The 25152-nt window shown below is 64.3% G+C and carries 25 protein-coding genes; 13 read left to right on the top strand and 12 right to left on the bottom strand.

From position 1 onward, the window contains the following. Positions 1-134 precede the first annotated feature (134 nt). On the top strand, positions 135-863 hold the full coding sequence (locus tag AC1DWQ_RS04690; protein WP_477668587.1) for a hypothetical protein: 729 nt from the start codon (positions 135-137) through the stop codon (positions 861-863). A gap of 13 nt (positions 864-876) precedes the next feature. Here AC1DWQ_RS04690 and AC1DWQ_RS04695 read toward each other — a convergent pair whose 3' ends face one another. After that, positions 877-1710 carry an aldo/keto reductase gene (locus AC1DWQ_RS04695; RefSeq protein WP_477668588.1) on the bottom strand — a complete coding sequence of 278 codons (834 nt, stop codon included), beginning with the start codon at positions 1708-1710 and terminating at the stop codon, positions 877-879. Positions 1711-1854: 144 nt separating this feature from the next. On the opposite strand from AC1DWQ_RS04695, the gene AC1DWQ_RS04700 reads away from it, so the two are divergent. Then, a complete protein-coding gene (locus tag AC1DWQ_RS04700) occupies positions 1855-2166 on the top strand; it encodes a cupin domain-containing protein (RefSeq protein ID WP_477668589.1) in 312 nt (103 codons plus the stop codon). Between the two features lie 28 nt (positions 2167-2194). Here the strand turns inward: AC1DWQ_RS04700 and AC1DWQ_RS04705 are convergent, their stop codons facing one another. Then, the gene (locus AC1DWQ_RS04705) at positions 2195-3268 is read right to left on the bottom strand and encodes a DUF6352 family protein (protein ID WP_477668590.1); all 1074 of its coding nucleotides are present in this window, start codon (positions 3266-3268) and stop codon (positions 2195-2197) included. 12 nt (positions 3269-3280) lie between these two features. Next, on the bottom strand, positions 3281-3433 hold the full coding sequence (locus AC1DWQ_RS04710; RefSeq protein WP_477668591.1) for a hypothetical protein: 153 nt from the start codon (positions 3431-3433) through the stop codon (positions 3281-3283). Between the two features lie 177 nt (positions 3434-3610). Here AC1DWQ_RS04710 and AC1DWQ_RS04715 point away from each other — a divergent pair, with 177 nt between their 5' ends. The 6 genes from AC1DWQ_RS04715 to AC1DWQ_RS04740 all read left to right on the top strand — a co-directional run bounded on the left by AC1DWQ_RS04715 (position 3611) and on the right by AC1DWQ_RS04740 (position 11114). Then, a complete protein-coding gene (locus AC1DWQ_RS04715; RefSeq protein ID WP_477668592.1) occupies positions 3611-6013 on the top strand; it encodes a DUF6600 domain-containing protein in 2403 nt (800 codons plus the stop codon). Positions 6014-6327: 314 nt separating this feature from the next. After that, on the top strand, positions 6328-7101 hold the full coding sequence (locus tag AC1DWQ_RS04720) for an ABC transporter ATP-binding protein (RefSeq protein WP_477668593.1): 774 nt from the start codon (positions 6328-6330) through the stop codon (positions 7099-7101). After that, the gene (locus tag AC1DWQ_RS04725) at positions 7102-7806 is read left to right on the top strand and encodes an ABC transporter ATP-binding protein (protein WP_477668594.1); all 705 of its coding nucleotides are present in this window, start codon (positions 7102-7104) and stop codon (positions 7804-7806) included. A 74-nt stretch (positions 7807-7880) separates the two neighbouring features. Next, a complete protein-coding gene (locus AC1DWQ_RS04730; protein ID WP_477668595.1) occupies positions 7881-9074 on the top strand; it encodes an ABC transporter substrate-binding protein in 1194 nt (397 codons plus the stop codon). A 172-nt stretch (positions 9075-9246) separates the two neighbouring features. Further along, positions 9247-10131, top strand: coding sequence for a branched-chain amino acid ABC transporter permease (locus tag AC1DWQ_RS04735; RefSeq protein ID WP_457281315.1), 885 nt, complete (start codon positions 9247-9249; stop codon positions 10129-10131). 2 nt (positions 10132-10133) lie between these two features. Then, positions 10134-11114 carry a branched-chain amino acid ABC transporter permease gene (locus tag AC1DWQ_RS04740; RefSeq protein ID WP_477668596.1) on the top strand — a complete coding sequence of 327 codons (981 nt, stop codon included), beginning with the start codon at positions 10134-10136 and terminating at the stop codon, positions 11112-11114. A gap of 114 nt (positions 11115-11228) precedes the next feature. Here the strand turns inward: AC1DWQ_RS04740 and AC1DWQ_RS04745 are convergent, their stop codons facing one another. Beyond that, positions 11229-12227: a GlxA family transcriptional regulator gene (locus tag AC1DWQ_RS04745; protein WP_477668928.1), complete on the bottom strand. Its 999-nt coding sequence runs from the start codon at positions 12225-12227 to the stop codon at positions 11229-11231. 145 nt (positions 12228-12372) lie between these two features. On the opposite strand from AC1DWQ_RS04745, the gene AC1DWQ_RS04750 reads away from it, so the two are divergent. Then, positions 12373-13020 (top strand): cysteine hydrolase family protein, encoded by a 648-nt coding sequence (locus AC1DWQ_RS04750; protein WP_477668597.1) that lies wholly within the window; start codon positions 12373-12375, stop codon positions 13018-13020. A gap of 21 nt (positions 13021-13041) precedes the next feature. Here the strand turns inward: AC1DWQ_RS04750 and AC1DWQ_RS04755 are convergent, their stop codons facing one another. The 4 genes from AC1DWQ_RS04755 to AC1DWQ_RS04770 all read right to left on the bottom strand — a co-directional run bounded on the left by AC1DWQ_RS04755 (position 13042) and on the right by AC1DWQ_RS04770 (position 17999). Further along, positions 13042-13908, bottom strand: coding sequence for a transglutaminase-like domain-containing protein (locus tag AC1DWQ_RS04755; RefSeq protein ID WP_457281319.1), 867 nt, complete (start codon positions 13906-13908; stop codon positions 13042-13044). Between the two features lie 359 nt (positions 13909-14267). Next, the gene (gene dbpA / locus AC1DWQ_RS04760; RefSeq protein ID WP_477668598.1) at positions 14268-15716 is read right to left on the bottom strand and encodes an ATP-dependent RNA helicase DbpA; all 1449 of its coding nucleotides are present in this window, start codon (positions 15714-15716) and stop codon (positions 14268-14270) included. 23 nt (positions 15717-15739) lie between these two features. Then, positions 15740-17020, bottom strand: coding sequence for an alpha-hydroxy acid oxidase (locus AC1DWQ_RS04765; protein WP_477668599.1), 1281 nt, complete (start codon positions 17018-17020; stop codon positions 15740-15742). Between the two features lie 7 nt (positions 17021-17027). Next, complete coding sequence (locus AC1DWQ_RS04770) at positions 17028-17999, bottom strand: Bug family tripartite tricarboxylate transporter substrate binding protein (RefSeq protein WP_477668600.1); 972 nt, start codon at positions 17997-17999, stop codon at positions 17028-17030. 106 nt (positions 18000-18105) lie between these two features. Between AC1DWQ_RS04770 and AC1DWQ_RS04775 the strand changes: the two genes are divergently transcribed. Then, the gene (locus tag AC1DWQ_RS04775; RefSeq protein ID WP_477668929.1) at positions 18106-18906 is read left to right on the top strand and encodes an IclR family transcriptional regulator; all 801 of its coding nucleotides are present in this window, start codon (positions 18106-18108) and stop codon (positions 18904-18906) included. An 88-nt stretch (positions 18907-18994) separates the two neighbouring features. On the opposite strand, the gene AC1DWQ_RS04780 is transcribed toward AC1DWQ_RS04775, so the two are convergent. Both AC1DWQ_RS04780 and AC1DWQ_RS04785 read right to left on the bottom strand, forming a co-directional pair. Then, positions 18995-19780 (bottom strand): crotonase/enoyl-CoA hydratase family protein, encoded by a 786-nt coding sequence (locus tag AC1DWQ_RS04780; protein ID WP_477668601.1) that lies wholly within the window; start codon positions 19778-19780, stop codon positions 18995-18997. Next, positions 19774-20067: a DUF2917 domain-containing protein gene (locus tag AC1DWQ_RS04785; protein ID WP_477668602.1), complete on the bottom strand. Its 294-nt coding sequence runs from the start codon at positions 20065-20067 to the stop codon at positions 19774-19776. The genes AC1DWQ_RS04780 and AC1DWQ_RS04785 overlap by 7 nt, the downstream gene beginning before the upstream one ends. 95 nt (positions 20068-20162) lie before the next feature. Between AC1DWQ_RS04785 and AC1DWQ_RS04790 the strand changes: the two genes are divergently transcribed. Next, positions 20163-21086, top strand: a complete 924-nt coding sequence (locus tag AC1DWQ_RS04790; RefSeq protein WP_477668603.1) for a LysR substrate-binding domain-containing protein — start codon at positions 20163-20165, stop codon at positions 21084-21086. On the opposite strand, the gene AC1DWQ_RS04795 is transcribed toward AC1DWQ_RS04790, so the two are convergent. Next, entirely contained in the window at positions 21083-22042 is a 960-nt protein-coding gene (locus AC1DWQ_RS04795; protein ID WP_477668604.1) for a pyridoxamine 5'-phosphate oxidase family protein, read from the bottom strand. The two genes, AC1DWQ_RS04790 and AC1DWQ_RS04795, sit on opposite strands and share 4 nt — an antisense overlap. Beyond that, positions 22039-22692 (bottom strand): glutathione S-transferase family protein, encoded by a 654-nt coding sequence (locus AC1DWQ_RS04800; protein WP_477668605.1) that lies wholly within the window; start codon positions 22690-22692, stop codon positions 22039-22041. The genes AC1DWQ_RS04795 and AC1DWQ_RS04800 overlap by 4 nt, the downstream gene beginning before the upstream one ends. A 139-nt stretch (positions 22693-22831) precedes the next feature. Here AC1DWQ_RS04800 and AC1DWQ_RS04805 point away from each other — a divergent pair, with 139 nt between their 5' ends. Then, positions 22832-23722: a LysR family transcriptional regulator gene (locus AC1DWQ_RS04805; protein WP_477668606.1), complete on the top strand. Its 891-nt coding sequence runs from the start codon at positions 22832-22834 to the stop codon at positions 23720-23722. Between the two features lie 59 nt (positions 23723-23781). Continuing rightward, positions 23782-25149 carry a glutathione-disulfide reductase gene (gorA, locus tag AC1DWQ_RS04810; RefSeq protein WP_477668607.1) on the top strand — a complete coding sequence of 456 codons (1368 nt, stop codon included), beginning with the start codon at positions 23782-23784 and terminating at the stop codon, positions 25147-25149. Positions 25150-25152 lie beyond the last annotated feature (3 nt).

The following is a 25152-nucleotide window of genomic DNA, read 5'->3' on the forward strand; positions in this document are numbered from 1 at the left end:
GCCCGGCCGTGATCCGCGGGGTCCGGCGTCTCGATCGGCGATGGCGCGGACGGGCTGCAGCGTCTGCCATGCACCACCAGCGCCCCCGCAAGCGCCGCTTATGATCAGCCCTTTAAAAAATAGGGGGGCCTTGCATGTCATCAAACTCTTCTGCCGCGCCATCCATGGTGCGCACCGGCGCCAAAGCCGGCATGGCGTTTGCCAGTTCCGTCGCCATGGGTGGTTTGCTGGCTTTCCTGCTGGGCGGTGGCGTGTTCTTCTTCTACCTGAGCCGGCTGTCCGGCCCTGGCATGCCTGCCGCAGCGCACGCCGGCGGCGCCGGCGCCATCCTCGCCTTGCTGTTTTCACCGCCCTTGCTGGTCAGCATGCTGCTGCTGGCCTTTGTTCCGATTTACCTGATGCTGGGCGTGGCGCGTGGCCGCAGCCGGGCCATACAGCAAGTCGTGACGGGTCATGGAGAGGCCATGTCGCAGCGCTTGACGGACGCGATTGCCGCACGCATCGAGGCCATGCCGCGAACCAAGGGTGCACTCGAACGGGTGTCAGAGATGCTGTCGGCCGATGCCATCGGTCAGCAATTGGCGCCCGTGCTGGGCCAGGGACGCGCCGTGCGCGGCATGATCAATTTCGTGGTGAACCGCCTGCCGCTGGCTGATGTATTGGCGCAATGGCAGCAGGCCCGCGCCGCCGAGGCCGCACCTGCGCCAGCACCAGGTTCGCCTGACCCCGTGTTGCGCACTCTGCTCGCGCAGCGTATTAGCCAGACGCTTCAGGATGCCGCCACGCCTTCCCGCAAGCCGCTCTACATCGCCATGGCCGTCCAGGCGGCCTTGCTGGCAGTAGGGATGTGGCTGATGCGTTGACCCCTGGAAAGGTCTAGATCATCTCCAGCGAGGTGGCGCGGGAAGGCGGCTTGAACAACACATCCAGTTCAGCCAGTTGTTCATCGCTGAGCCGGATCTGCGCTGCCGCGGCGTTCTCGCGCAGCCGTTCCGGATGGCTGGTTTTGGGAATCGCGATGACGCCGCCCTGCGCCAGCACCCAGGCCAGTGCCGCCTGGGCGGGTTGCATGCCGTGGCGCGCGGCGAAGCGGGTCAGGCCCGCATGGCGCAGCAGCCGCGCCTGCTCGATCGGTGAATAGGCCATGACCGGTACCTTGCGTTCATGCAGCCATGGCAGCAAGTCCCACTCAATGCCGCGGCGCGTGAGGTTGTACAGCAGCTGGTTGATTTGCACGCCCTGACCGCCGGGCACTTGCCACAGCTCCTGCATGTCGGAGAGGTCAAGGTTGCTCACGCCGTAGTGACGGATCTTGCCGGCCTTTTGCAGCGCCATCAAAGCCTGCATGGTTTCGGCCAGCGGAACCGAACCCCGCCAGTGCAACAGATAAAGATCGATACGGTCAGTGCGCAGCCGCCGCAGGCTGCGCTCGCAGGCGGCCACCGTGCCCGCCTTCGAGGCATTGTGCGGATACACCTTGCTCACGATAAAGGCCTCATCACGCCGTCCCTGCAGCGCCTCGCCAACAAGCTCTTCGGCCAGCCCCTCGCCATACATTTCCGCGGTATCGACCAGCGTACAGCCCAGGTCCAGGCCGAGCTGCAGGGTCGCGAGTTCGTCGGCGCGCCGCGCCGGCGCATCGCCCATATTCCAGGTTCCCATGCCCAGGGCGGGAACGGCTTCGCCGCAGGGCAGCAATACGCTTTTCATGCAAACCATCTTAGCGCCGCGCAGTCCTGAACGGCGCATTTCAGTGATGCGGATACAGAATCAATGGGCGCCGAAGAATTCATGGTTCCGTCGGCCCCGCGACGTAGCATGGCGAAGCTTTCAATGCACCTGATGGAGACCGACATGAAGATCATCCGAAGCAAGGATTTCACCGCAGCACGCGCCTGGGGCGCGCTGACAGTAGCCAATATGCAGGGCATCACCACCCGACTGCACTGGACCGACAAACCCTACAAATGGCATATCAACGAAGGCGAAGAAGTGTTTGCGGTGCTCGATGGCCGTGTGGAAATGCGCTACCGCGACAACTGCGGACAATGCTCCGTGATGCTGGAAACCGGTGACATCTTTTTCGCGAGCGTGGGCACCGAGCATGTGGCCTCGCCGGTGGGCGAGGCCCGCGTGCTGGTGGTGGAAGTGGAGGGCAGCGACTGAAACGATCCGGCTTGATCCGCGCACACCCCTAGGAAGCTGCAGGCAGCAGCGGCAGGTTCACCAGCAGGTTTTGCGGCTTGAGCTTTACCACCCCGTCGGCGTTCATCATCAACCCCAGGTACACCGGCTTGCCAGCCACGTCGCCGCGCATTTCCCGCGTGTCCACAAACTCCAGCCGGAACAGGCTGACCAGGCGCTGCAGCCGGTCGGGCGCAACGTCCCTTCCCTCATACAGGTCATTGAGCAAGGCTGTGGAGTCCAGGTCCAGCCCTACATGCCAGCGCCAGGCTTCATCGTCCACTTTCTGCACGGGCCGGATGGTGACTTCAACGCCCAGAAAATGCTTCACCCACTTCTGCAACACACTTGCCAGCGCCTTGAGACCTGAGCGGGCACGCACCATGGTGAAGACCAGGCCGTGGCTCAGGTCGTTGCTGACTTCATGCGTCAGGTCCAGCAAAAAACGGTGGCGGCCCGGCTGCTGCCAATACGTGAAAGCGTTGTCGTCATTGAGCACCTGCAGCTCCACAACAGGCACCGGCGCCTTGGCCTCCGCAAGGAAGCGGCCGAAGTCGCCCACACCGCCGGTCTCATTGAACATGTCGATCACCTCCTGGTCGCCGCTTAGCACCTGGCCGTCCTGTGTACTGATGCGCTGCGGGCGAAACAGCATTTCAGCGGCGCGCACTTCATATGCGTCGGTGGAACCCTGCAGCACATTGTGGACAACGGCCTGGGCAACCAGGTCGATGAACAACGGCGGTATGTCGATGCGGCCCGTTCCGTCCCGCGGGAACAGGCTCAGGTAATACGCCTCCAGCGTGCCGGCGGCGAGCAAGCCATCGCGAAAGCGCAAAAACAGCTTGTAGTTGTCACGCGCATCCGCATCTTGCAGGGCCGTCAATTCGGCAGGCGAGACCGGCCGGGACGGCGCGGCCACCAGTGCGGCGTGCAAGGCACGTTCGGCATCGCATGACTCCGCCACCGGCGCGAGTTCGGGCCGCGCGAGGAAGAGCCGCAGATAGTCGTCGGAAAGGGCGAGCCAGCCGCGTGCGTTGCGCTGGAGCCGGGAAAAGCCACTGGAAGGCCAGAAATCTTGCATGGGGCAATCGTCTCATATTGCACGCGCCATTTTTTCGCCGCAACCCAGTCGCTCCTTTTTTGATAGCTGCTCGCGCTCGTCTGCATTGACTTGCAGGCATTTTTCTCTAATAAAAATGTCATCAACAGAAAGATCAGCCGCTGCGGACATTACATCCCGTTTCATTCCTGCCTTCTGTTTCGCAATCTTTACTGCCTGTTAGCACTCCATCCATCGTCACGCACGTTGTACTGGGTAAGGTCTCCTCATCAGGCTGGCGATCACGATGCGATCACGACCGTTACGTGTCAGCCCGCCTTCCAGTCCATCCATGTCCCGCAAGACAGGAAGAGAGCGTTCAACATGACAGCAATCGACACCGGCGACACAAATTCGTCCCATACCGACCACACGGCCTTCCGGCCTTCGCACCTTTACGGGTACTTCGTGCTGCTGGCCTTTGCAGTCCTGCTGGCATTGCTGCAGCCCGTTGCCTGGGCGCAGGAACCTGCGCCTCAGGGCGCCCAGCTGGACCCACCCGGCCGGGTCGCCAGACTTAACCTGGCCGAAGGCGCCGTAAGCTTCGCACCGGGCGACAGCAACAACCCGGCAGAAGCCCCGGCCTGGACACCCGCCATGCTGAACCGGCCGCTGACAGCCGGCGACAGGCTGTGGACGGGCCCCGGCGCCCGCTCGGAACTGTACGTGGGCTCGACCGCGCTGCGCATGAACAGCCAGACCAGCCTGGATTTCCAGGCACTGGACGACAACACCACCCAGCTGCGCCTCGCCCAAGGCACGCTCAAGCTGCGCGTGCGGGCCCTCTACGAAGGCCAGCGCCTGGAAGTGGATACGCCCAACCTCGCGTTTGTGGTGTCGCAGCCCGGTGACTACCGGCTGGACGTCGACCCTGCCAGCAACACGACGCGCGTGGTGGCCCAGTCGGGCAGCGGCGTGATTTATGGCGACGGCGTCGCCCCCGTCACGCTGCAAAGCCGCCAGCAGGCCAACTTCAGCGGCACGCAGCTCACCCCGGCAGGACCGGGCGCCGCACAGCAGGACAGTTTTGACCTGTGGGCCGCTAACCGCGACCGGCGTGAAGACCAGTCGGTTTCGGCGCGTTACATACCGCGCGAAACCGTGGGCTACCAGCAGCTCGACAGCTACGGTAACTGGAGTCAGGACCCGGCCTACGGTGCCGTCTGGATACCGCGCGCCGTGCCCGCCAACTGGGCGCCCTACCGCGTCGGCCACTGGGCCTGGGTCTCGCCCTGGGGCTGGACCTGGGTGGACGACGCGCCCTGGGGGTTTGCACCGTTTCACTATGGCCGCTGGGCACAAATCGGCCCGCGCTGGGCCTGGGTGCCGGGCCGGCTGGCACCGCGCCCTGTCTATGCGCCCGCCCTCGTCGCTTTTGTGGGCGGCAGCAGCGGCGGTGTGAACTGGAACATTTCCATCGGCGGCGCACCGCGGCCCGGTGTGGGCTGGTTCCCGCTGGCACCCGGCGAAGCCTTTCGCCCCGCCTACCGCGTGAGCCCGCGCTACGTCACGCAGGTGAACCACAACATCGTGGTCAACAACACCGTCAACGTGACCAATATTTACCGCTACCAGCGCCAGCCTGCAGCGGTGACGGCTGTCAGCCGCGAGGACTTCGAGCGCGGCCGGCCTGTGCACGGCAATCCCCACCGGCTGAGCAGCGCCGACCTGGGCCGCGCACAACTCGTGGCCGACCGCGGCGCCCTGCCGCAGCGCCCGAATCCGTCGGAGCTGCACGCGCAGCAGCGCCCCGTGGCCGCCGCCGCATTGCCGCCGCCCGCCGTGGCCACGCGGCCGGTGGTCAGCAGCCGCAGCGACCGCAGGGATGATCGCCGGGACGGCAGGCGCGATGACAACAACCGGGACGAGCACCGCGCCGGTCCCGCTGCCGGCAGGGACCACGACGCCCGGCCACAAGCCGCCGCTCCCGCTTCCCCCGCCGCGCCGGTCGGCGCAGCGCCAGCCGCACGGCCCTCGCCCGCACCGGACCGCAGCGCCCTCGAGGCCAGCCAGCGCGCTCAACGCGAGCAGCAGCGCCAGCAGCAGGAGCAAAAAGAACGCCTGCAAGGCCCCCAGCTGGAACAGCAACGCCGCCAGGGCGAAGAGGCCATAGGCCAGCGCGCCCTCCGCGAGCAAGCCCAGCGCGATACGCGGGCCCGCCAGGAAGCGCAGGAACGCGCCCAGGCTGCGAATGCCAATGCCAATGCCGATGCACGCGCCAACGCCGACCGCCATGCCGCCGAACAGGCTCGTCGCAGCCAGCAACAGGAACAGCGGGAAAAGCTTCAGGGTCCCCAGCTGGAACAGCAGCGCCGTTCCGGTGAAGAATCCATAGGCCAGCGCGCCCTGCGCGAACAGGCCCAGCGCGACCAGGAAAACACCCGCCAGCAACAGGCCGCGCAAAGACAGCAGCAGCAGCAGCAGCAACAGCAGCAGCAACAGCAACAGCAACAGCAACAGCAACAGCAACAGCAACTGCAACTGCAACTGCAGCAACAACAACATTTGCAACAACAGCAGCATTTGCAACAACAGCAACAACGTGCGCAGCAGGAGCAGCAGCGCCAGGCCCAGGCCCAGGAACAACAACAGCGGCGGCAACACCAATTGCAGCAACAGCAGTCACAACGCGACGCCACCCCAGACAAACCGTCCCGCCAGGCCGACGCAACCAATCCGCGCGGCCAGCGCGGCGAAGGCGGCCCAGGCCGCAACCGCGAGCAATAAAAAAGCCAATACGGGCGCCGGTTTCCTACCGGAGGGGGCACTCCTCATCAAGCAGGGGCCGCGGAACCGGCTTTGCCGGGCCGCAGGCGCAGCGCCCCTATACGTAGGGAAAGGGGCAGCGCGCCGTAGGCTCGAAGTGGGGAGCGTGGGGGCTTTAGATCACGCAAAACTACTTAAGGGTCTGACCCGGTACCGCGTCGGAGGGTGGGTGGCTAGGATGACCACCTGTGTTTCACGGGTTCGCGCCTGCTGCCGCATCAGCCGCCGCGGCACCTTGCGCCCGTGATATCCAACCCATCTTCCGGAGAACCAATTTGTCAGTGGAGTTCATTCTCGAAACACGAGGGCTGACCAAGGAATTCAAGGGGTTCGTGGCAGTCAACAACGTGGACCTGAAAGTCCAGCGCGGGCATATCCATGCGCTGATCGGGCCCAACGGCGCCGGCAAGACGACTTTCTTCAACCTGCTGACGAAGTTCCTCATCCCCACGCGCGGAAGCATTGTCTACAACGGCAACGACATTACGTTTGAGCAACCCGCGCAGACCGCGCGGCGCGGCATCGTGCGGTCATTCCAGATCTCTGCGGTCTTCCCGCACATGACAGTCCTGGAAAACGTGCGCGCCGCCTTGCAGCGCAACCTCGGCACCTCGTTCCATTTCTGGAAAGCGGAAGAAACGCTGTTTCATCTCCACGACCGTGCCCGCGAGCTGCTGGCCGAAGTCGACCTGAGCGACTTCGCCGATGAGCTCACCGTGAACCTGCCCTATGGCCGCAAGCGTGCGCTCGAACTCGCCACCACGCTGGCGCTGGAACCCGAACTGATGCTGCTGGACGAACCCACGCAGGGCATGGGCCACGAAGACGTGGACCGCGTGACGCAGCTGATCAAAAAAGTCTCGGCTGGCCGGACCATCCTGATGGTCGAGCACAACATGAACGTGGTGTCGTCGATCGCCGACCGCATCACGGTGCTGCAGCGCGGCGCCATCATTGCCGACGGGCCATATGCCGAAGTGTCAGCGAATCCGTTGGTGATCGAAGCTTATATGGGCACAGCGAACACCGAGCTTCAAGGGGCGCACTAGATGACCAAAGAGCTCCTCAAGATAGAAGACCTGCACGCCTGGTACGGCGAGTCGCACATCCTGCATGGCGTGAACCTCACCGTCAACGAAGGCGAGGTGGTAACACTGCTGGGCCGCAACGGCGCGGGGCGCACCACCACCATGCGCGCCATCGTCGGCATGACGGGTGCGCGCAAGGGCTCCATCAAGATCAACGGCGAAGAAGCCATCAAGCTCGCGCCGCACAAGGTGGCGCGTCTGGGCGTGGGCTACTGCCCCGAAGAGCGCGGCATTTTCGCCAGCCTGACAGCCGAAGAAAACCTGATGCTGCCGCCCACCATAGCCCCCGGCGGGATGAGCCTGGACGAAATCTACGCAATGTTTCCCAACCTCAAGGAACGCGCCAGCAGCCCCGGCACGCGACTGTCTGGCGGCGAACAGCAGATGCTGGCCGTGGCGCGCATTTTGCGCACCGGCGCGCGCCTCCTGCTGCTCGATGAAATTTCCGAAGGCCTGGCGCCCGTCATCGTGCAAAAACTCGCAGAGATGATCCTCACGCTCAAGGCCAAGGGTTACACCATCGTGCTGGTGGAACAGAACTTCCGCTTCGCCGCGCCGCTGGCTGATCGCTTCTACGTCATGGAACACGGCCGCATCGTCAAGCAGTTTGCGCAAAACGAGCTGGCCGGCAACATGGGCATGCTGCAGGAATACCTGGGCGTCTGACGCCGGGCATGCCGAACCCTTTTTTAGTCCCCTCGATTCCCCCCAAGTTCACCCCTTCCATAACAGGAGACATCATGAAACTCAAAGCACTTGTTGCCGCACTCGCCCTTGGCCTCACAGGCGCAGCCTTCGCACAGAACACTGGCCCGATCAAGATCGGCATCATCACCGACATGTCCAGCCTTTACGCCGACATCGACGGCCCCGCCGGCGCTGAAATGCTGAGGTGGGCCGTGCAGGATTTCGGCGGCAAGGTCCTGAACCGCCCCATCGAGGTGCTGAGCGCCGACCACCAGAACAAGGCCGACGTCGCGTCGTCCAAGGCACGTGAATGGATCGACAAGGACGGCCTGCAGATGCTGATTGGCGGTACCAACTCCGGCACGGCACTGGCCATGTCCAAGGTCACCACCGAAAAGAAGAAACCCTTCCTCGTCATCGGCGCCGGTTCGGCCCGCCTGACCAATGAAGACTGCTCGCCCTACACCGTCCACTACGCCTACGACACGGTCTCGCTGGCCAAGGTCGCCGGTTCCGCGCTGGTCAAGGCCGGCAACAAGAGCTGGTACTTCCTGACCGCCGACTACGCCTTCGGCTACTCGCTCGAGGGGGATGCCTCCACCGTGGTCAAGGCCAACGGCGGCACCGTCGCCGGCACCGTCCGCCATCCGCTGAACGCCTCGGACTTCTCGTCCTTCCTGCTGCAGGCGCAGTCTTCCAAGGCGCAAATCCTGGCACTGGCCAATGCTGGCGGCGACTTCACCAACGCCATGAAGGCCGCAAAGGAATTCGGCATCGGCAAGACCATGAAGGTTGCCGGCCTGCTGGTATTCATCAACGACGTGCACTCCCTGGGCCTGGCCAACACCGAAGGCCTGCAACTGGCCGACAGCTGGTACTGGAACCAGGACGACGCCTCGCGCAAGTTCGCCAAGCGCTTCTTCGATAAATACAAGCGCATGCCTTCCAGCCTGCAGGCGGCCGACTACTCCGCCACCCTGAGCTACCTCAAGGCCGTGCAGACCGCCGGCACGACCGATTCCGACAAGGTCATGAGCACGCTCAAGGGCATGAAGATCGAAGACTTCTACAACAAGGGCCAGATCCGCGCCGACGGCCGCATGATCCACGACATGTACCTGTACGAAGTCAAGAGCTCCAAGGATTCGGGCACGCCATGGGACTACTACAAGACCATCGCCAAGGTGCCGGGCGAGCAGGCTTTCACCACGGTGGCCGAATCCAAGTGCTCGGCTCTCAAGAAGTAAAGCATCACTGCAACTGCGCAAACGTTGAACTGACGAAAAAACAAAAAGCGGGGTAGAACGAGGGTTCGATCCAGCCGGTCATTTCGCAGAAATGCAGAATGACCGGCTGCTTCTTTGAAAAACCCTTGCACTCCCGCCACAAGTAACGGTATCGGTGTCCTGACAGGTTCCCATGGAAATTTTCGGTATTCCCCTGCAAGCGTTTATGGGCCAGCTGATGCTGGGCCTGGTCAATGGCGCCTTCTACGCCATGCTGAGCCTGGGGCTCGCGGTGATTTTCGGTCTGCTGGGCATCGTCAACTTTGCGCACGGTGCGCTCTACATGCTGGGCGCTTTTGCCGCCTGGATCATGCTCGACCAGTTCGGCATGAATTACTGGTTCGCGCTGGTGCTGGCGCCGCTGACGGTCGGTATTCTCGGCGTCATCATCGAACGGCTCTTCCTCAAGCACTTGTACAAGCTTGATCCGCTCTACGGCCTGCTGCTGACCTTCGGCCTGGCGCTGGTGCTCGAGGGCGTCTTCCGTGAAATTTACGGTGTCTCGGGCCAGAACTACAACGTGCCCGACCTGCTGGCCGGCTCCATGGACCTCGGCTTCATGCGCCTGCCGATTTACCGCGCCTGGGTGGTGGTGGTGTCGCTGGTGGTCTGCCTGGGCACCTGGTTCCTGATCGAACGCACCCGGCTGGGCGCCTACCTGCGCGCCGGCACCGAAAACGCGCCGCTGGTGCAGGCCTTTGGCATCAACGTCCCCATGATGGTGATGCTGACCTACGGCGCGGGCGCCGCCCTGGCAGCCCTGGCCGGCGTGCTGGCCGCACCCATCATCCAGGTCAACCCGCTGATGGGCTCCAACCTGATCATCGTGGTCTTTGCCGTCGTCGTGATCGGCGGCATGGGCTCCATCCTCGGCTCGGTCATCACCGGCCTGGGCCTGGGCATCGTCGAAGGCCTGACCCGGGTGTTTTATCCTGAAGCGTCCAACATCGTGGTATTCGTCATCATGGTCATCGTGTTGATGTTCCGGCCCGCCGGCCTCTTCGGAAAGGAAGCCTGACCATGAGCGCCCTCTCCACCAAAGCCGCCAACATGCTGCGCATCACTTACCTCGTCCTGCTGGCTTTTGCGCTGGCCGCGCCCTTCCTGGGTCTCTACCCGGTGTTTGTGATGAAGCTGCTTTGCTTTGCGCTCTTCGCCTGCGCCTTCAATCTGTTGCTGGGTTTTACCGGCCTGCTCTCGTTCGGCCATGCCGCATTCTTCGGCTCTGCCGCTTATGTCACCGGCTGGTTCATCAAGTCGCAGAACTGGACACCCGAACTGGCTCTGCTGGCCGGCGCGGTGGCGGCCGGGCTGATCGGCCTGCTGGTCGGCCTGGTGGCCATCCGCCGCCAGGGCATTTATTTCGCCATGATCACGCTGGCGATTGCGCAGATGGTCTACTTCGTCTGCCTGCAGGCGAGCTTTACCGGCGGCGAAGACGGCCTGCAGGGCGTGCCACGCGGCAAGCTGTTCGGCCTGCTGCCGCTCGAATCCGACATCTCGCTGTATTACGTGGTGGTGGCGATTTTTGTGGCCTGCTTCCTGTTCATCTCGCGCATCGTGCACTCGCCCTTCGGCCAGGTGCTCAAGATGATCCGCGAGAACGAGCCCCGCGCCATCTCGCTGGGCTACAACGTCGACCGCTACAAGCTGCTGGCCTTTGTGCTATCGGCCGCGCTGGCCGGCCTGGCCGGTTCGATGAAGACCCTGGTCATGGGTTTTGCCACGCTGTCGGACGTGCACTGGTCCATGTCGGGCGAAGTCATCCTGATGACCCTGCTGGGCGGCGTCGGCACTTTCTTCGGCCCGGTCATGGGTTCAGGCATCGTGATCGCGCTGCAGAACCTGCTGGCCGACAAGGTCGGCTCCTGGGTCACCGTCATCATCGGCGCGATCTTTGTGCTGTGCGTGCTGGCCTTCCGCAAGGGTGTGATCGGTGAGTTGCAGGCCTTCCTCGAACGCCGCCGCGCCGCGGCCAAGGCTGCCTCGGCAAAACCCTGACCGGCAGGGCCAGGCGGCCGTCCCGTCCGGCTGCTTTTAAAGCCCTTCAGTTGCTATTGTTTTAATAGCCGCTTGCGCTCGTCACCATTGGCTAGCAGCCTCATTTCCTCAAAATCAGTTGCCACGGAACTCGCGCCGGTACATCGACGGCGAGGTTCCAAGCGTCGCCGCAAAGTGCTGCCGCAGGGATACCGCCGAGCCGAACCCTGCGTCCTGGGCAATCTGCTCCATTGAGCGGTCGGTTGATTCGAGTTGCCGCTGCGCCAGCGCCAGGCGCAGGCTGGTCAGCCACTGGCCCACGGTGGTGCCGGTGATCTGCCGGAAGTGCCGGGTGAAGGTGCGCCGGCTCATCAGGGCACGTGCCGCCAGCGTGTCGAGGCTGTGGGGCTGGCGCAGGTTTTCCTGCACCCACGCCAGGATGGCCGACAGCCGGTGGTCGGAGCCTGTGGCCGGGAGAGGTTGTTCCACGTACTGTGCTTGCCCGCCCTGCCGCTGCGGCGCCACCACCATGCGGCGCGCCACACGGTTGGCAGCTTCGGCGCCGAAGTCCCGGCGCAGCAGATGCAGGCAGCAGTCAATGCCAGCAGCCGTGCCCGCTGAGGTCAGCACATCACCGTCGTCCACATACAGCACATCGGGCTGCAACATGACCTGCGGATAGCGCTCGGCAAAAGCCGGCGCCAGCGCCCAGTGCGTGGCGGCGGGCCGGCCGTCGAGCAAGCCGGCCTCGGCCAGCACAAAAGCCCCCAGGCACAGCCCGACGATGCGCGCGCCGCGCCTGTGCGCCGCACGCAAAGCCTTGAGCAGGGCTTCGGACGGCCGCTCCATCGGGTCCCGCCACGACGGCACCACCACGGTCTGCGCCTTGGCCAGCACGCTCAAGCTGTGCTCTACCGCAATGGTGAAGCCCGCTGTCGTATGCAAACTGCCCGGCGTTTCGGCGCACACCAGCAACCTGAAACGCGGCAGATCGGGCCCTGAAAAATCATTGCCGAACACCATGCACGGCACGGAGAGGTGAAATGGGCTGATGCCGTCAAACGCCACCACGGCGACCGTGCTGAGCTGGCTTGCGGTGCGTGACTTGATGCGTGACTTGCCGACGACCGGCATCTGTGGAAGTGCTTTTTTCGACATGGCCCGATTCTATCGAATATTTTCAATTGGGCCACTTCCCGGAAAACGTGCCGCGCCCAACAATCACACCATCAGCATCCGTTGATCACTTGATTCAGCAACAACCCGCAGGAGCAAACACATGGCCATCCAGAACTCAAAGCCCGCAGTACCACGCCGCGCCCTCGTCGTCATCGACGTGCAAAAGGAATATTTCAGCGGCGGCGGCCTGCTTATCGAATACCCGCCGGTGGAAAAGACCTTGCCAAACATCGGCCGCGCCATGGATGCGGCGCGCGCCGCGGGCATTCCGGTCGTCGTGGTGCAACACAGCGAGTCGACCGCAGCGCCCGTGTTCGCCAAAGATTCACCCACATGGGAGCTGCACGAGACTGTGGCAAGCCGTCCGCGTGACCACTACATCGAGAAAGCCTGGCCCAGTGTCTACACCGGCACCGACTTCGCGGCCTGGCTGGAAGCGCACGGCATCGACACCCTGACGGTGGTCGGCTACATGACGCACAACTGCGACGCCTCCACGATTTTTGAGGCCACGCACCGCGGCCTGCATGTGGAGTTTTTGCAGGATGCCAGTGGCGCACTGCCGTATGCCAACGAGGCCGGCCGGGCCAGCGCCGAAGAAATCCACCGCGTGTTCAGCGTGGTGTTTCACTCGCGCTTTGCCGCCACAGGCTCCACCGACGCCTGGATCGCCGCTGTGCAGGCCGGCGGGCGGCTGGAGAAGAACAACGTCCTCGCGTCAAACCGCGCGGCCATTGCCGGCCGGTAACAGGCAACTTTGCGTCGGCCCTCAGAGGCCGTCAGTCGAGAGCGCATGGTTCACGCGCTGCGGCACGACCAGTTGCCCATACCCATCCGGCACAGCCTGGATGTGGATGATGGGCGCGCTGGACGTGACGCTGCCGAACAACATGGCAAAGGCGGCATCGGCCGCATCACGGCCGGTAGCGAACCGCACAAAGCCCATGGGAATGGCGGTGCCTGACGGATCGAACAGGTACCAGCGGTGACCCAGGTAGACCTCGACATAGGCATGGAAGTCGGTGGGGCCGAGCGCGGGGTCGGCGCCGTAGTCAATGCCGGTGGCAAAACGCGCCGGCAGGTTGAGAGCGCGGCACAGCGCGATCATCAAATGCGCGAAGTCGCGGCAAACCCCGACGCGCTCCACCACCGTGTCAATGGCGGAAGTGCTGCCGTGCGAGCTGTTGGACTCGAAACTCACGCGCTGCTGCACCCACTGGCAGATGGCCTCTGCCCGGCTGTAGCCTTGCTGCAAATGGCCAAACTCGTTGGAGGCCAGCTTCTGCAGCCGGTCGGACTGGCAGTAGCGGCTCGGGTAGATGTAGGGCAGCACGGCACCGGGAAGCTGGCAGACCGGCACCTCGCCCAGCTCACCGGGAGCCGCTGTGTAGTGGTAAATGTCTACGGTGGCTTCATAGCGCACGCTCAGTGGGCCGGGCTGGGCCTGCAGGCGCAGGTAGCGGTTGCGGCTCGCCGGGTCGGTGTCGATGGTGAAGGGCACCGGCTGGCTGACCTGCAGGTTTTCGGCCTGCACGATTTGCTGCTGCGTGTGCGCCGCGTGGACGTTGAAGATGAAGTCGCCGCCCGGAGGCGCGACGTCGTAGTTGAGTTCGACGGAAAACTGGAGCCTGACCATGGATTCTTTCCTTGCCGTTGCGCAAGGAGCAGGCCTGGAGCAAGCCTGCCGCCGCGCAAATCGTCAATCAATAAAGGGAGCCTCTCAGCGTGGCGCTCGCCGCAGGCGGGCACCTGCGCAAAAGCGCGCTGATCTGGTGTACCGGTCATTGTGGACCTCTTCGAGGCGGATACCGGCGATTTGCGGCGGTTTGCGGCTTTGGCGCCCGCCATGAATACGTGGTGTCCGGCTTGCGGGTGGCATGGGCGCCTACATGTCAGGGCTGCCGGCATGACCCAGCTCTTCATTTGCTATTAATTCAATAGCTGCTTGCGCCCGTCAGATATGGGCTGGAGGCAGATTTTTCTTGCAAATTCGGGTCAACGGCCTTCAGGTTCGTCATCCAGCAGCCGCACCTTCACGCTTTTGCCCTTGACCCGCCCGGTGGACAGCTTGTGCAGGGCTTCGGCGGCAATCGAGCGGTCCACCGCCACATAGGTGGAGAACTCATTCACGTTGATCTTGCCGACCTGCTCGCGCGTGAAGCCGGCCTCGCCGGTCAGCGCGCCCAGCACGTCGCCGGCGCGGATTTTTTCCTTGCGGCCCCCCACAATCTGCAGCGTCACCATGGGCGGTAGCAACGGTTCATTGCTGGCCGGCGTCAGCTCGGTCAGTTTGTGCCATTCGGATTCAGCCTTTTGCAGCACCTCGATTTTCCCGACATAACCCATCTCGTCCATGCTCGCCAGGCTGATGGCCCAGCCCTCTTCATCAGCGCGGCCAGTGCGGCCGATGCGGTGAATGTGCACTTCGGCGTCCGGCGTCACGTCGACGTTGATGACCATCACGAGCTGCGCAATGTCCAGGCCGCGGGCGGCCACATCGGTGGCCACCAGCACCGAGCAACTGCGGTTGGCAAATTGCACCAGCACCTGGTCGCGCTCGCGCTGCTCCAGTTCGCCGAACAGCGCCAGCGCGCTAAAACCCTGCTCTTTCAAATAGGCCACCAGTGCGCGGCACTGCGACTTGGTGTTGCAGAACGCCAGCGTGCTGGCCGGGCGGAAATGCCGCAGTACCTGCGCAACGGCGCCCAGGCGGGCTTCGTCATGGTCGCTGTCGGGCACCTGGTACCAGCGCTGCTGGATCTTGGTCTTCTCATGCTGGGCCTGGACGGTGATGGTTTGGGGCGTCTTCATGAACTGCTGGCTTAGTTTGGCAATGCCTTCAGGATAGGTTGCCGAGAACAGCAGGGTCTGCCGCTCTTTGGGGCACTGCTTGGCGACGGTGACGATGTCCTCGAAGAATCCCATGTCCAGCATGCGGTCGGCCTCATCGAGCACCAGGGTGTTCAGCGCTTCCAGGGTCAAATTGCCGCGCGCCAGATGGTCCATGATGCGGCCCGGCGTACCCACCACAATGTGCGCGCCGTTTTCCAGGCTGGCGGTCTGGTTGCGCAGCGGCACACCGCCACACAGCACCACCACCTTGGTGTTTTCCTCGGCCCGCGCCAGACGGCGGATCTCGGTCGCCACCTGGTCGGCCAGCTCACGCGTGGGGCAAAGCACCATGGCCTGCACCGCAAAGCGCCGCGCATTGAGGTTGGCCAGCAAGGGAATGGCAAAGGCGGCGGTCTTGCCGCTGCCGGTTTTGGCCTGGGCAATCAGGTCTTTGCCCAGCAGCGCCACCGGCAGGCTGGCGGCCTGGATGGGCGTCATGCTGAGGTAGCCGAGCTGCTGCAGGTTGGCCAAAACGGCCGCGTTTAGCGGCAAGCTGGCGAAGTCGGTGTTGCCGGCGGAAGAAGAGAAAGAAGGGGAAGGAGAGGAGCTCATCCCCCATTATCGGTGCCGGGCCTTCAGCGGCCTGAACCAGACTGCATTTGCAGCCCATGGTCACCCCCCCTCGCGAGTGCCAGGTCGCGCAACTGTGCGCTGCGCACTTCCGAAATGGAGGTCAGCCCGAGCAGGCCCAGATCACGCTGGACTTCGTCGGCCAGGATGCGGATTGCATGGCGCACACCCTCTTCGCCGGCGACGGCGGCCGCATAGTTGAACGGGCGGCCCACGAACACGAACCTGGCGCCGAGTGCGAGCGCCTTCAGGACGTCCGTCCCGCGCCGGATGCCGCTATCCATCATGACCGGGAAGTCGGCGCCAACCGCCCGGACGACCTCGGGCAGCACGCGCAGCGGCGAGACCGTGCCATCGAGCTGGCGGCCGCCGTGGTTCGACACGATCAGGCCGTCGGCGCCCATGTCCCGCACCTTGCGTGCGTCCTCGTGGTTCATGATGCCCTTGACCACCAGGGTGCGCTTCCATTTGCGGCGAATGAGGGCCAGGTGCTCCCAGTCCAGGTGGTCCTTGGCGCCGAAGTCACGAGCCACTTGCGACGAGAGGATCGGAGCGCCACGGGTCGCGTACGAGTTCTCGAAGTGCGGCATGCCGTGGATAACGAGCGTCCGCAGGAAGGTGCCGATCGTCCAGCGCGGGTGGGTGAGCCCCTCCCACGCCAGGCGAAAGCCCGGTCGCAGGGGCGTGGAAAAGCCTGCACGGATGTTGTTCTCGCGGTTGGCGAGCACGGCGGTGTCGACCGTCAGCACGAGCGTCTCGACGCCCGCACGGTCGACGCGGTCGATCAACGCCTCGATCTTGGCGGTCTCGCCCGGCAGGTAAGCCTGGAACCAGGTCTCCGGGGCGGCGGCCATCACCTCTTCCAGCGGGATGAGTGAGGAGCCGCTCATGATCATCGGCACGCCCTCGGCCGCCGCTGCGCGGGCCTGCACGAGGTCGCCGCGATACGCACTGAGCGCACTGATGCCCATAGGCGCGATACCGAACGGTGATGTGTAGCGCCTACCGAGAAGGTCGACCGCCTGGCTGCGGCCGGACACGTTGCGCAGTACTCGCGTGACGAAACCGAACTCCAGGAATGCCGCGCGGTTATCGTGCAGCGAGGCCGAGTCTTCCGCTCCGCCGGCGATGTATTCAAAGAGCGGGCGCGGCAGGTGGCGCCGGGCGCCTGTCTCGAAATCCCGCAACGACAGGAATTTCCGCAAGCCCGGCGGCGCGGCGGGACGTGCTCCCGGCGACAGGCGCGTCACCCTCGGCACGGCCCCGGAAGAGGCGAGTTGCGACATACAGAGATCAGTTCACCTGGATGTTTGCTTCGCGGATCACCTTGTCCCAAAGTCCGGTTTCCTTGCGGATCATGTCGGTGAGCTCGGCCGCATCCGCAAGCTCGATGTCGACCCCCTGTTCTTCGAAACGCCTGGCCACCCCAGGGTCGAGCGACGCTTTCTTCATCGCCGCGTAGAGGCGCGCGACGACGGGTTCCGGCGTTCCGTTGGGCGCGAAGATGGCATTCCAGCTCTTGTAACCAAAGCCGCGAACGGTGTTCGAAATCAAGGGGATCCCCTTCAGAGGCGCTGCGGCGCTGGGGGCGGTGAGGCCGATGACGCGCAGCGAGCCGTTCTGGGCCATGCCGGTGAACGAAGGCATGGTTCCGAACATCGCGTGAATCTGGCCGGAGACAAGGTCCGTGGTCGCCGCCGAAGCCCCGCGGTACGGCACGTGCTTGATGTCGATCTGCGCGGCGCGCGCGAACAGTTCCGTGCCGAGGTGAGCCAATCCCCCGACGCCCGCAGAGCCGAAGTTCAGTTGGCCCGGATGTGCCCTGGCATACGCAACCAGCTCCGCGATCGTCTTGAACGGCATCTTCGCCGTCACCACCAGCACGTGTGGTGCCGTCGCGATCATCCCCACCGGCGTGAGCTGGGTCAGGATGTCCACGCGCGGCTTCTGCAGCAGGGGTTGTGCCGTGATGTTGCCGGAGGCGGCGAAGAGCAGCGTATGGCCATCGGCCTTCGAGCCTGTCACCTTCTGCATGGCAGGCACGCCGGCGCCGCCGCCGGCGTTCTCGATGATGAAAGGCTGTCCCAGGGCCGTGCTCATGGCCTGGGCCAGATCGCGACCGAGGACGTCCGTCGCGCCACCGGCGGCGAATGGAATCACCATCCGGGTCGAAACCGAAGAGGCGCCCTGCGCCCGGGCGCCGAACGCGGCGATTGCCGCCGCCGAAGCAAGGAAGCTACGGCGCCTGGCGTGCATGTTTGTCATGGAACGTGTCTCCTGGATCAAGGAGCGCATGATCCGAACAAAGATACAGGATGGGCAATGCGTTACGCCTGACGTAACGGTGCGCGGGCTTGAATACAATCCGGCCATGCCGCAAGAGTCCAGGTTCAAGCCGACGCATGCCACGCCGAAGCGACTTCTCGCGGACGGGCCGGTGGGAACCTCGACGCGTCCAGGCGACGAGAACGTCACGGCCGTGGCGCGTGCGCTGGCTATCCTCACTGCCTTCGAAGGCGACGAGCTCTTTCTCCCGCTGGCGGAGCTCGCACGCCGTACCAGCATGCACAAACCCACGGTGCTGCGGCTTGCGCGCACGCTCGCTGCAGCCAGATTCCTCGTCAGGCGCGAAGACGGTGCGTGGCGGCTCGGCCCTGCAGTAGGCTGGATGGGCTCCCGCTACCAGGCGCAGTTCGACCTCGACTCCGCCATCGAACCCATCCTTCGCCAGCTTGGTACGGCCACGGGAGAAAGCGCCTCGTTCTTCGTCTTCGAAGGCAACCTGCGCAGCTGCCTGATGCGTTGCGAGGGAACGGCAGGTGTTCAGAGCCAAATTCGCTCTGGCGAGGTTTTTCCCCTGGACCGCGGATCCGCCGGCCGGGTGATTCTGGCCGCCCTGGGCGAACCGGGTGATCTGAATGAGCGCATCCGTCGATGCGGTTTCCACATCACCCGCGGCGAGCGGAACTCGAAAATCGCGAGCGTCTCCGCGGCCGTGCGCGGACGCCATGGCGCCGTGCTGGGCTCTGTCAGCACGGCGGGCCCGGTAGAACGACTGACGAGTGCGGTACTCGCGCGTTACGCGCCCGCCACGGTTCTGGCGGCGAAGCAGCTCGGGCAAACGCTCGGCGCCATGCCTTCCACGGCGCTGCGGGCAACCTGGCATCCGTGATCTGCGTCGCAAACGACGCGAAATGTCACCCGGGCGCACCTGATGTGATGTGATGCACTATCCTGTGCGGCCTGCGAAAAATGCAGCCTCAGCGATGAAGAAATACAGGCTGCCGCTTCTCCACAAACGCTGCCGTTCCCTCCCGTGCGTCTGGCGAAGCCGCGGCGATCATGAACTGCGCGGCCTCGATCGCCAGGCCTTCGTCGATGGAAACATTCAGGCCGCGCGTCACCGCACGCAGCGAGGCTGTCACGGCCACGGCGGAGTTTTCGGCGATGCGGTCGGCCATTCGCAGGCAGGCCGGTATCAGTTCATGGGCCGGCACCACATGGTTGATAAGGCCGATCAGCAGGGCTTCCTCTGCACTGATGGCGTCGCCGGTGAGGATCATTTCGTTGGCGCGCTTGCGCCCTATGTGGCGCGGCAGGCGCTGCGTGCCGCCAAAGGGCGGTGGAAAGCCCAGCCGGATTTCGGGCTTGGCAAAGCTGGCATGTTCCGCCGCGATGGCCAGGCTGCAGGCTTCCATGGTTTCACAACCGCCGCCGAAGGCGATGCCGTTGACGGCCGCGATGATGGGTTTGGGATAGTTTTCGATGCGCCTGGTCATGGCCTGGCCGCGCATCACGAAGTTGCGCCACGCTGCCTCGGGCGAGGTGGCTATGTCGGCTGCGAAGCCCGCAATGTCGGCGCCCGCACTGAAGGCTTTATCGCCCTGCCCCGTCAGCACCAGGCAGCGCACGCTGTCGTCGCGCTCCAGGGCGTTCAGCCTGTCCATGAGCTCATCGATCAGGGCGTAGTTCAGTGCGTTCAGTTTCTCGGGCCGGTTCAGGGTCAGTATCACGTGTTGGCCGCGGCGCTCAGTTTCTATCAGCATGGGGCCTCCTCAGGTTTTCGGGCAATAGCGTCGGGGGATACAAATGACAACACACCGCAACCGCGCGGGGCGCCCACAAAATAAGTCGCGGCTTGCGGCGTGACAAAGGACTGGCCGCTTTCCAGCACCACGTCGCTGTCCCGGCGTCCAGCCAGCGCATCGCTGGTGATCCAGAGGCAACCCCCAGTGCAGGCCAAAACCTGGCCGCGCGGCAAGCGCAAGGGTTTGGGGATGGACCCGAGCTTCAGCGGGGTCTGTGGAGTTTGTAGGGTTTGCAGGGCATGCATGGCGGACTCCTTGAAAAGTGTGGTTTGATTCTTCTTTGGAACCGGTCCGCGCGGCCGGATGGTTTGTCATACGGGGTATTCCAATCATTCATGCCATGCTGAACAGCCCTTCCACCAGCGCACTGCGCGCCATGTCGCTCGATGCCATCCGCGGCTTCGAATCCGCCGCGCGGCACCTGAGCTTTACCGCTGCCGCCGAAGAACTGTGCATCACGCAGTCGGCCGTGAGCAAGCAGGTGAAAAGCCTGGAAGATGCCTTGGGCACCACCCTGTTCGTGCGTGGCGGCAAGGGCCTGAGCCTGACGCCGCAAGGCCGTGAGCTTTATGAGGTGGCCCGCGCCGCGCTGGCGCAGCTGGCCTCGGCTGTCGACCGCCTGCTGGCGGTGGACAGGGTCTCTGTAGCGGTCACCACCACGCCCTCCTTCGCCGCACTGTGGCTGGCTCCCAAGCTTGCCAAATTCCAGTTGCTGGAGCCTGCCATCGATGTACGCGTCGACGCCACAGAAACGCGTGTCAACCTGGAGCGCGAAGGCATGGACCTGGCTGTGCGGCTCTACCCCGTGCTGCAGGGCGGCGAAGACCCGCCACCCCTGCTGCAGGAGCAGGCCCTGCTGGTGGCGGCGCCGGCCGTCGCGGCACGCATCCATGCCGCCGCCGATATCCTGACTACGCCGCTACTGGTCTATTACGACCCGGCCACACGTTTCCCCTGGATGTCGTGGCCGGACTGGTACGGGCGCCTGGACTTGAGGCAATCGGCGCAGCAGCCTTGTTTGTATTTTTCGCAGTACGAACATGTGCTGACCGCCGCCGTGCAAGGCGCGGGCATAGGCATAGGCCGCACGCCGCTGGTGTTACCGTTGCTGCGGAGCGGCCAGCTCATGGTGGTCTTGCCGGGCCAGACGGTGCCGGGCCTGGGCTACCGCATCGTCACCTCAGCCCACAGCACGGAGCGGCCCGCCGTGCAGAAGTTTCGCGCCTGGCTGGAGCGCGAACTCGCGCTTGAAGCCATAGGCTAAGCCCAGGCGCCGGTAGCTTCCAGCACCGGGGAGAGTTCTGCCTCGCCCCAGCGCAGCGGCAAGGAAGATTCCACCAGCTGCATGGTTTGCACCTTGAAACGCATCAGGCGCTGTGCGCCGGCGAAGGACTGCACCTCGGGCCCGTCCCAGATGATGTCAGCCGTGACGGCCAGATACAGCAGGTCGCCGGTGTCGAAGTCGATGAACAGCAGGCCGGCGCGCGGGTTCACCACGAGGTTACCCAGGGTGTTGAAGAAGTAGTTGCCGACGAAATCCGGCACGGTCAGGGTGCCGTCGGCCTCCACGCGCACAAAACCGGGCTTGCCGCCGCGGTGGGACACGTCCACGCCGCCGGCGCGGCCGGCTTGCTCACCGTTGCCCGCATAGGCTGTGGCGATGAACAGCGTGTCGGCCTGCTCGATCATGCGGCGCGCCGCGTCATTGAGCTGCGCCGACGCGTGCACCACCGGCCCCGCTGAAGACGTGGAGCGCTCCATATACACCGGCTCGCGCGCCTGGATGTATTTGGGGCAGTTGCCGAAACTCTGGCTCAGCTCCACAGCGAAGCCCGAGGCACTCACGCCGCGAACGATGCCGTTCATGCGGTTGCGCCTGCGCGTGTGCGGCTCGATGCCCAGCAGACCTATCGCGGCGCCATCTGCCAGCGTGCCTTGCAAGGGATCACCTGCGAGCGGCTGGGCGCGCAGCACCAGATGATGCGCATCGGGCGAGTGGATAAAACCCGGCGGCTGGGCCAGCACCGAGGCCCAGGGCTGGCCGCTCGCGTCCACCGTGCCGGCGACCACAAAAGGCAACTGCTCAAAAAACTCGCGGTGCTGGTCGGGCATGAAGTCGCGGATCACACGCGGGCCGATTTCCGCCATGCGCGCACGCACGGCCGCGCCCACGCGCGCTTGCGCGGCGCGCTCGCCCTCGTGGAAAGTGGCGGTGCTCATGCGGCCAGCCCTATCGGGCTCCTGACCATGGGCACAAAGCGCGGCAAGGCCTCAATGCGGGCCAGCCAGGCGCGTATGCGCGGGTAGGCTTCCAGCGAGACCTTGCCCTCCGGCGCATGGGCCGAGTAACTGTAGTTGGCGATGTCGGCCAGTGTGGGGGTGCTGCCCGCGAGAAAAGCCGACTGGCCCAGTTGCTGCTCCATCACCGTGAACAGGGCATGTGCACGCTCAATGGCTTCCGGGTTTTCCGGCCGCTTGAACAGCTGGATGACGCGCGCGGCAGCCGGGCCGGAGGCGAGCTGCCCCGCAGCGACCGACAACCAGCGCTGCACCGCCGCAGCAGCCAACGGGTCGCGCGGCAGCCATTGCTCGGCATCCGGCGCGTAGCGTGCGTTGAGGTACACCAGGATGGCGTTGGAATCGGCCAGCGTGACTTCACCGTCCTGGATCACCGGCACCTGGCCGAAGGCGTTCATGGCCAGGAAGGCCGGCGTCTTGTGCCCTTTGGTGGCCAGGTCGATCTCGATGCGCTCGAAGGGCAGGCCCAGCAGCGAGAGAAACAGTTCCACCCGGTGCGAATGGCCGGAGATGGCGACGCGGTACAGGCGTATGGGTTGTGCGGGCGGGGCTTTGGCGGCGGGTGTGCTCATGACGGGCTTTCGGCAGGTTGAAGAATTTTGCTCTCGGGAATGGATTTTGTTTGAACCGTTATCTTGAATAAATGGCTTTCAAGGTATTTAACTAATCCACTAACTGGATGAATCCCCGCAACAGGCGTAGCATGTCGCCATGGACAAACTCCGGGCCATGCAGGCCTTTATTCACATTGCCGAACAAGGCAGCCTTACGGCCGCGGCCCAGGTCATGGAGTCCTCGTTGCCGGCGATGGTGCGTACGCTGGCCGGCTTCGAGGCCCAGCTGGGTGTGCGCCTTTTCAACCGCACCACCCGGCGCATCTCACTGACCGAGGAAGGCCGGCGCCACCTCGAAAGCTGCCGCCAGCTGCTGGCCACACTCGCGGATGCAGAAGCGGCGCTGACCGCCGACGCGGCGGAACCCGCGGGCCACCTGACCATTACCGCACCCATGCTGTTCGGCCAGATGCATGTGGCGCCCGCCGTCACGCGCTTTGTGCAGCAGCACGAGAAGATGCGCTGCTCCATGGTGCTGCTGGACCGCGTGGTGAATCTGCTCGAAGAAGGCATCGACGTCGGCATTCGCATCGGCGAGCCTGAAGACTCCAGCCTGGTGGCGCAGAAGGTGGGCACCATCCGCCGCCTGGTGGTGGCCAGCCCCGCCTGGGTTCGCCGCCACGGCGTACCAAAACACCCCAAGGACCTGCTCAAGGCCAACTGCGTGCGACTGACAGACCATTCCCCCACATGGGGCCCGTTCATAGACCAGGGCCGACCGCTTCGGCTTGCCGTCAGTGGTAATCTGGAGTTCAACCAGATCGCGCCGGCCGTGGCGGCCTGCGCGGCGGGTGCGGGATTCGGTTCGTTCTTGTCTTACCAGGTGGCGCCGTTTTTAAAGACCAAACAATTGCGCACCGTGCTGGAGGGTTTCGAGCCGCCGCCCCGGCCCATCAACATTGTTTACCCGCACGCCCGGCTGCTGCCCATGCGCACGCGGGTGTTCATTGAGTGGATGAAAAAAGAGCTCCGGGAATTCCAGTCTTGAGAGCCGGCATCAAGGCACCCGAAAAACAACGTCAGCAGACACCAGAACAAGGACAGCGAATGCAGACTTTTGATTTTGACCTTTTCGTGATCGGCGGCGGCAGCGGCGGTGTGCGCGCCGCGCGCATGTCGGCCCAGCGCGGCGCCCGTGTGGGACTGGCCGAATTCGCTGCGATGGGCGGCACCTGCGTGAACGTGGGCTGCATTCCCAAAAAGCTCTACAGCTATGCGGCCCACTACGGCGACAGCTTTGAAGAGTCGCGCGGCTTCGGCTGGGTCGGCGAGGCGCCGGTGTTTGACTGGGACACGCTCAAGGCCAACCGTGCCCGCGAGATTTCGCGGCTCAACGGCATTTATGTGCAGCTGCTTGAAAGCGCTGGCGTGCAGATCATCACCGGCTGGGCGCGGCTGCTTGACGAGCACACCGTCGAGGTCGACGACAAAAAATTCACGGCCAAAAGCATCCTGATCTCCACAGGTGGTACCGCCACAGTGCCTGCCGTGCCGGGACGCGAGCATGTGGTGACCTCGGACCACATGTTTGACCTCAATCCCTTCCCGAAGCGCCTGCTGGTGGTGGGCGGCGGCTACATAGCCTGCGAATTCGCCTCGATCTTCAACGGACTGGGTTCACAGGTCACCCAGGTCCATCGCCGCGACATGCTGCTGACCGGTTTTGACGATGACGTGCGGCGCTTCATTGCCGCCGAGATGAGCAAGACCGGCATCACCCTGCAGCTGGGCGCAGAGATCGCGGCCATCGCCAAAACCGCCACAGGCCTGCAGGTGACGCTCAAGGACGGCGCAAGCCTGGAGGTGGACACCGTGCTCTACGCCACGGGCCGGATTCCCAATGCGAACGGCATCGGGCTTGAAGCCGCCGGTGTGGCCGTCAACGCAGCCGGTGCGATCCAGGTCAATGCGCACTACCAGACCTCGGTGCCGTCCATCTATGCGTTGGGCGACGTGACGGCGCGCATGCAGCTGACACCGGTAGCCCTGGGCGAAGCCATGGTGGTGGTGGACCAGCTCTTCGGCCCCGCCGCCGGCAAGAAACCGCGCAGCATGAGTTATGAATTTGTGCCGACCGCCGTCTTCACCCATCCCAACATCGGCACGGTCGGCTATTCAGAGGCCGATGCGCGCGCGAAGTTCGGCAAAGTCACAGTGTTCCGCGCCGACTTCAAGGCCCTCAAGCACACGCTGAGCGGCAGCACCGAACGCACGCTCATGAAGCTGCTGGTCGAAGACGCTACCGACCGCGTGGTCGGCCTGCATATGGTGGGGCCGGACGCCGGCGAAATCGTGCAGGGTTTTGCCGTGGCCATGAAGGCCGGTGCGACCAAGGCAATATTTGACAGCACCATCGGCATCCACCCGACCGTCGCCGAGGAATTCGTGACGATGCGCGAACCGGTCAAGGACTGATTT

This window comes from Polaromonas sp. P2_G11 (assembly GCF_056403595.1).

Excerpts from the sequence above, each read along its gene's own strand:
- AC1DWQ_RS04795 (WP_477668604.1), bottom strand. The coding sequence starts at position 22,042 with ATGAGCACCGCCACTTTCCACGAGGGCGAGCGCGCCGCGCAAGCGCGC.
- AC1DWQ_RS04740 (WP_477668596.1), top strand. The coding sequence starts at position 10,134 with ATGAGCGCCCTCTCCACCAAAGCCGCCAACATGCTGCGCATCACTTAC.
- AC1DWQ_RS04730 (WP_477668595.1), top strand. The coding sequence starts at position 7,881 with ATGAAACTCAAAGCACTTGTTGCCGCACTCGCCCTTGGCCTCACAGGC.
- AC1DWQ_RS04790 (WP_477668603.1), top strand. The coding sequence starts at position 20,163 with ATGCTGAACAGCCCTTCCACCAGCGCACTGCGCGCCATGTCGCTCGAT.
- AC1DWQ_RS04775 (WP_477668929.1), top strand. The coding sequence starts at position 18,106 with ATGCCGCAAGAGTCCAGGTTCAAGCCGACGCATGCCACGCCGAAGCGA.
- gorA (WP_477668607.1), top strand. The coding sequence starts at position 23,782 with ATGCAGACTTTTGATTTTGACCTTTTCGTGATCGGCGGCGGCAGCGGC.
- AC1DWQ_RS04780 (WP_477668601.1), bottom strand. The coding sequence starts at position 19,780 with ATGCTGATAGAAACTGAGCGCCGCGGCCAACACGTGATACTGACCCTG.
- AC1DWQ_RS04710 (WP_477668591.1), bottom strand. The coding sequence starts at position 3,433 with ATGAAACGGGATGTAATGTCCGCAGCGGCTGATCTTTCTGTTGATGAC.
- AC1DWQ_RS04690 (WP_477668587.1), top strand. The coding sequence starts at position 135 with ATGTCATCAAACTCTTCTGCCGCGCCATCCATGGTGCGCACCGGCGCC.
- AC1DWQ_RS04715 (WP_477668592.1), top strand. The coding sequence starts at position 3,611 with ATGACAGCAATCGACACCGGCGACACAAATTCGTCCCATACCGACCAC.
- AC1DWQ_RS04735 (WP_457281315.1), top strand. The coding sequence starts at position 9,247 with ATGGAAATTTTCGGTATTCCCCTGCAAGCGTTTATGGGCCAGCTGATG.
- AC1DWQ_RS04805 (WP_477668606.1), top strand. The coding sequence starts at position 22,832 with ATGGACAAACTCCGGGCCATGCAGGCCTTTATTCACATTGCCGAACAA.
- AC1DWQ_RS04770 (WP_477668600.1), bottom strand. The coding sequence starts at position 17,999 with ATGACAAACATGCACGCCAGGCGCCGTAGCTTCCTTGCTTCGGCGGCG.
- dbpA (WP_477668598.1), bottom strand. The coding sequence starts at position 15,716 with ATGAGCTCCTCTCCTTCCCCTTCTTTCTCTTCTTCCGCCGGCAACACC.
- AC1DWQ_RS04750 (WP_477668597.1), top strand. The coding sequence starts at position 12,373 with ATGGCCATCCAGAACTCAAAGCCCGCAGTACCACGCCGCGCCCTCGTC.
- AC1DWQ_RS04800 (WP_477668605.1), bottom strand. The coding sequence starts at position 22,692 with ATGAGCACACCCGCCGCCAAAGCCCCGCCCGCACAACCCATACGCCTG.
- AC1DWQ_RS04705 (WP_477668590.1), bottom strand. The coding sequence starts at position 3,268 with ATGCAAGATTTCTGGCCTTCCAGTGGCTTTTCCCGGCTCCAGCGCAAC.
- AC1DWQ_RS04695 (WP_477668588.1), bottom strand. The coding sequence starts at position 1,710 with ATGAAAAGCGTATTGCTGCCCTGCGGCGAAGCCGTTCCCGCCCTGGGC.
- AC1DWQ_RS04785 (WP_477668602.1), bottom strand. The coding sequence starts at position 20,067 with ATGCATGCCCTGCAAACCCTACAAACTCCACAGACCCCGCTGAAGCTC.
- AC1DWQ_RS04765 (WP_477668599.1), bottom strand. The coding sequence starts at position 17,020 with ATGTCGCAACTCGCCTCTTCCGGGGCCGTGCCGAGGGTGACGCGCCTG.
- AC1DWQ_RS04745 (WP_477668928.1), bottom strand. The coding sequence starts at position 12,227 with ATGCCGGTCGTCGGCAAGTCACGCATCAAGTCACGCACCGCAAGCCAG.
- AC1DWQ_RS04755 (WP_457281319.1), bottom strand. The coding sequence starts at position 13,908 with ATGGTCAGGCTCCAGTTTTCCGTCGAACTCAACTACGACGTCGCGCCT.
- AC1DWQ_RS04725 (WP_477668594.1), top strand. The coding sequence starts at position 7,102 with ATGACCAAAGAGCTCCTCAAGATAGAAGACCTGCACGCCTGGTACGGC.
- AC1DWQ_RS04700 (WP_477668589.1), top strand. The coding sequence starts at position 1,855 with ATGAAGATCATCCGAAGCAAGGATTTCACCGCAGCACGCGCCTGGGGC.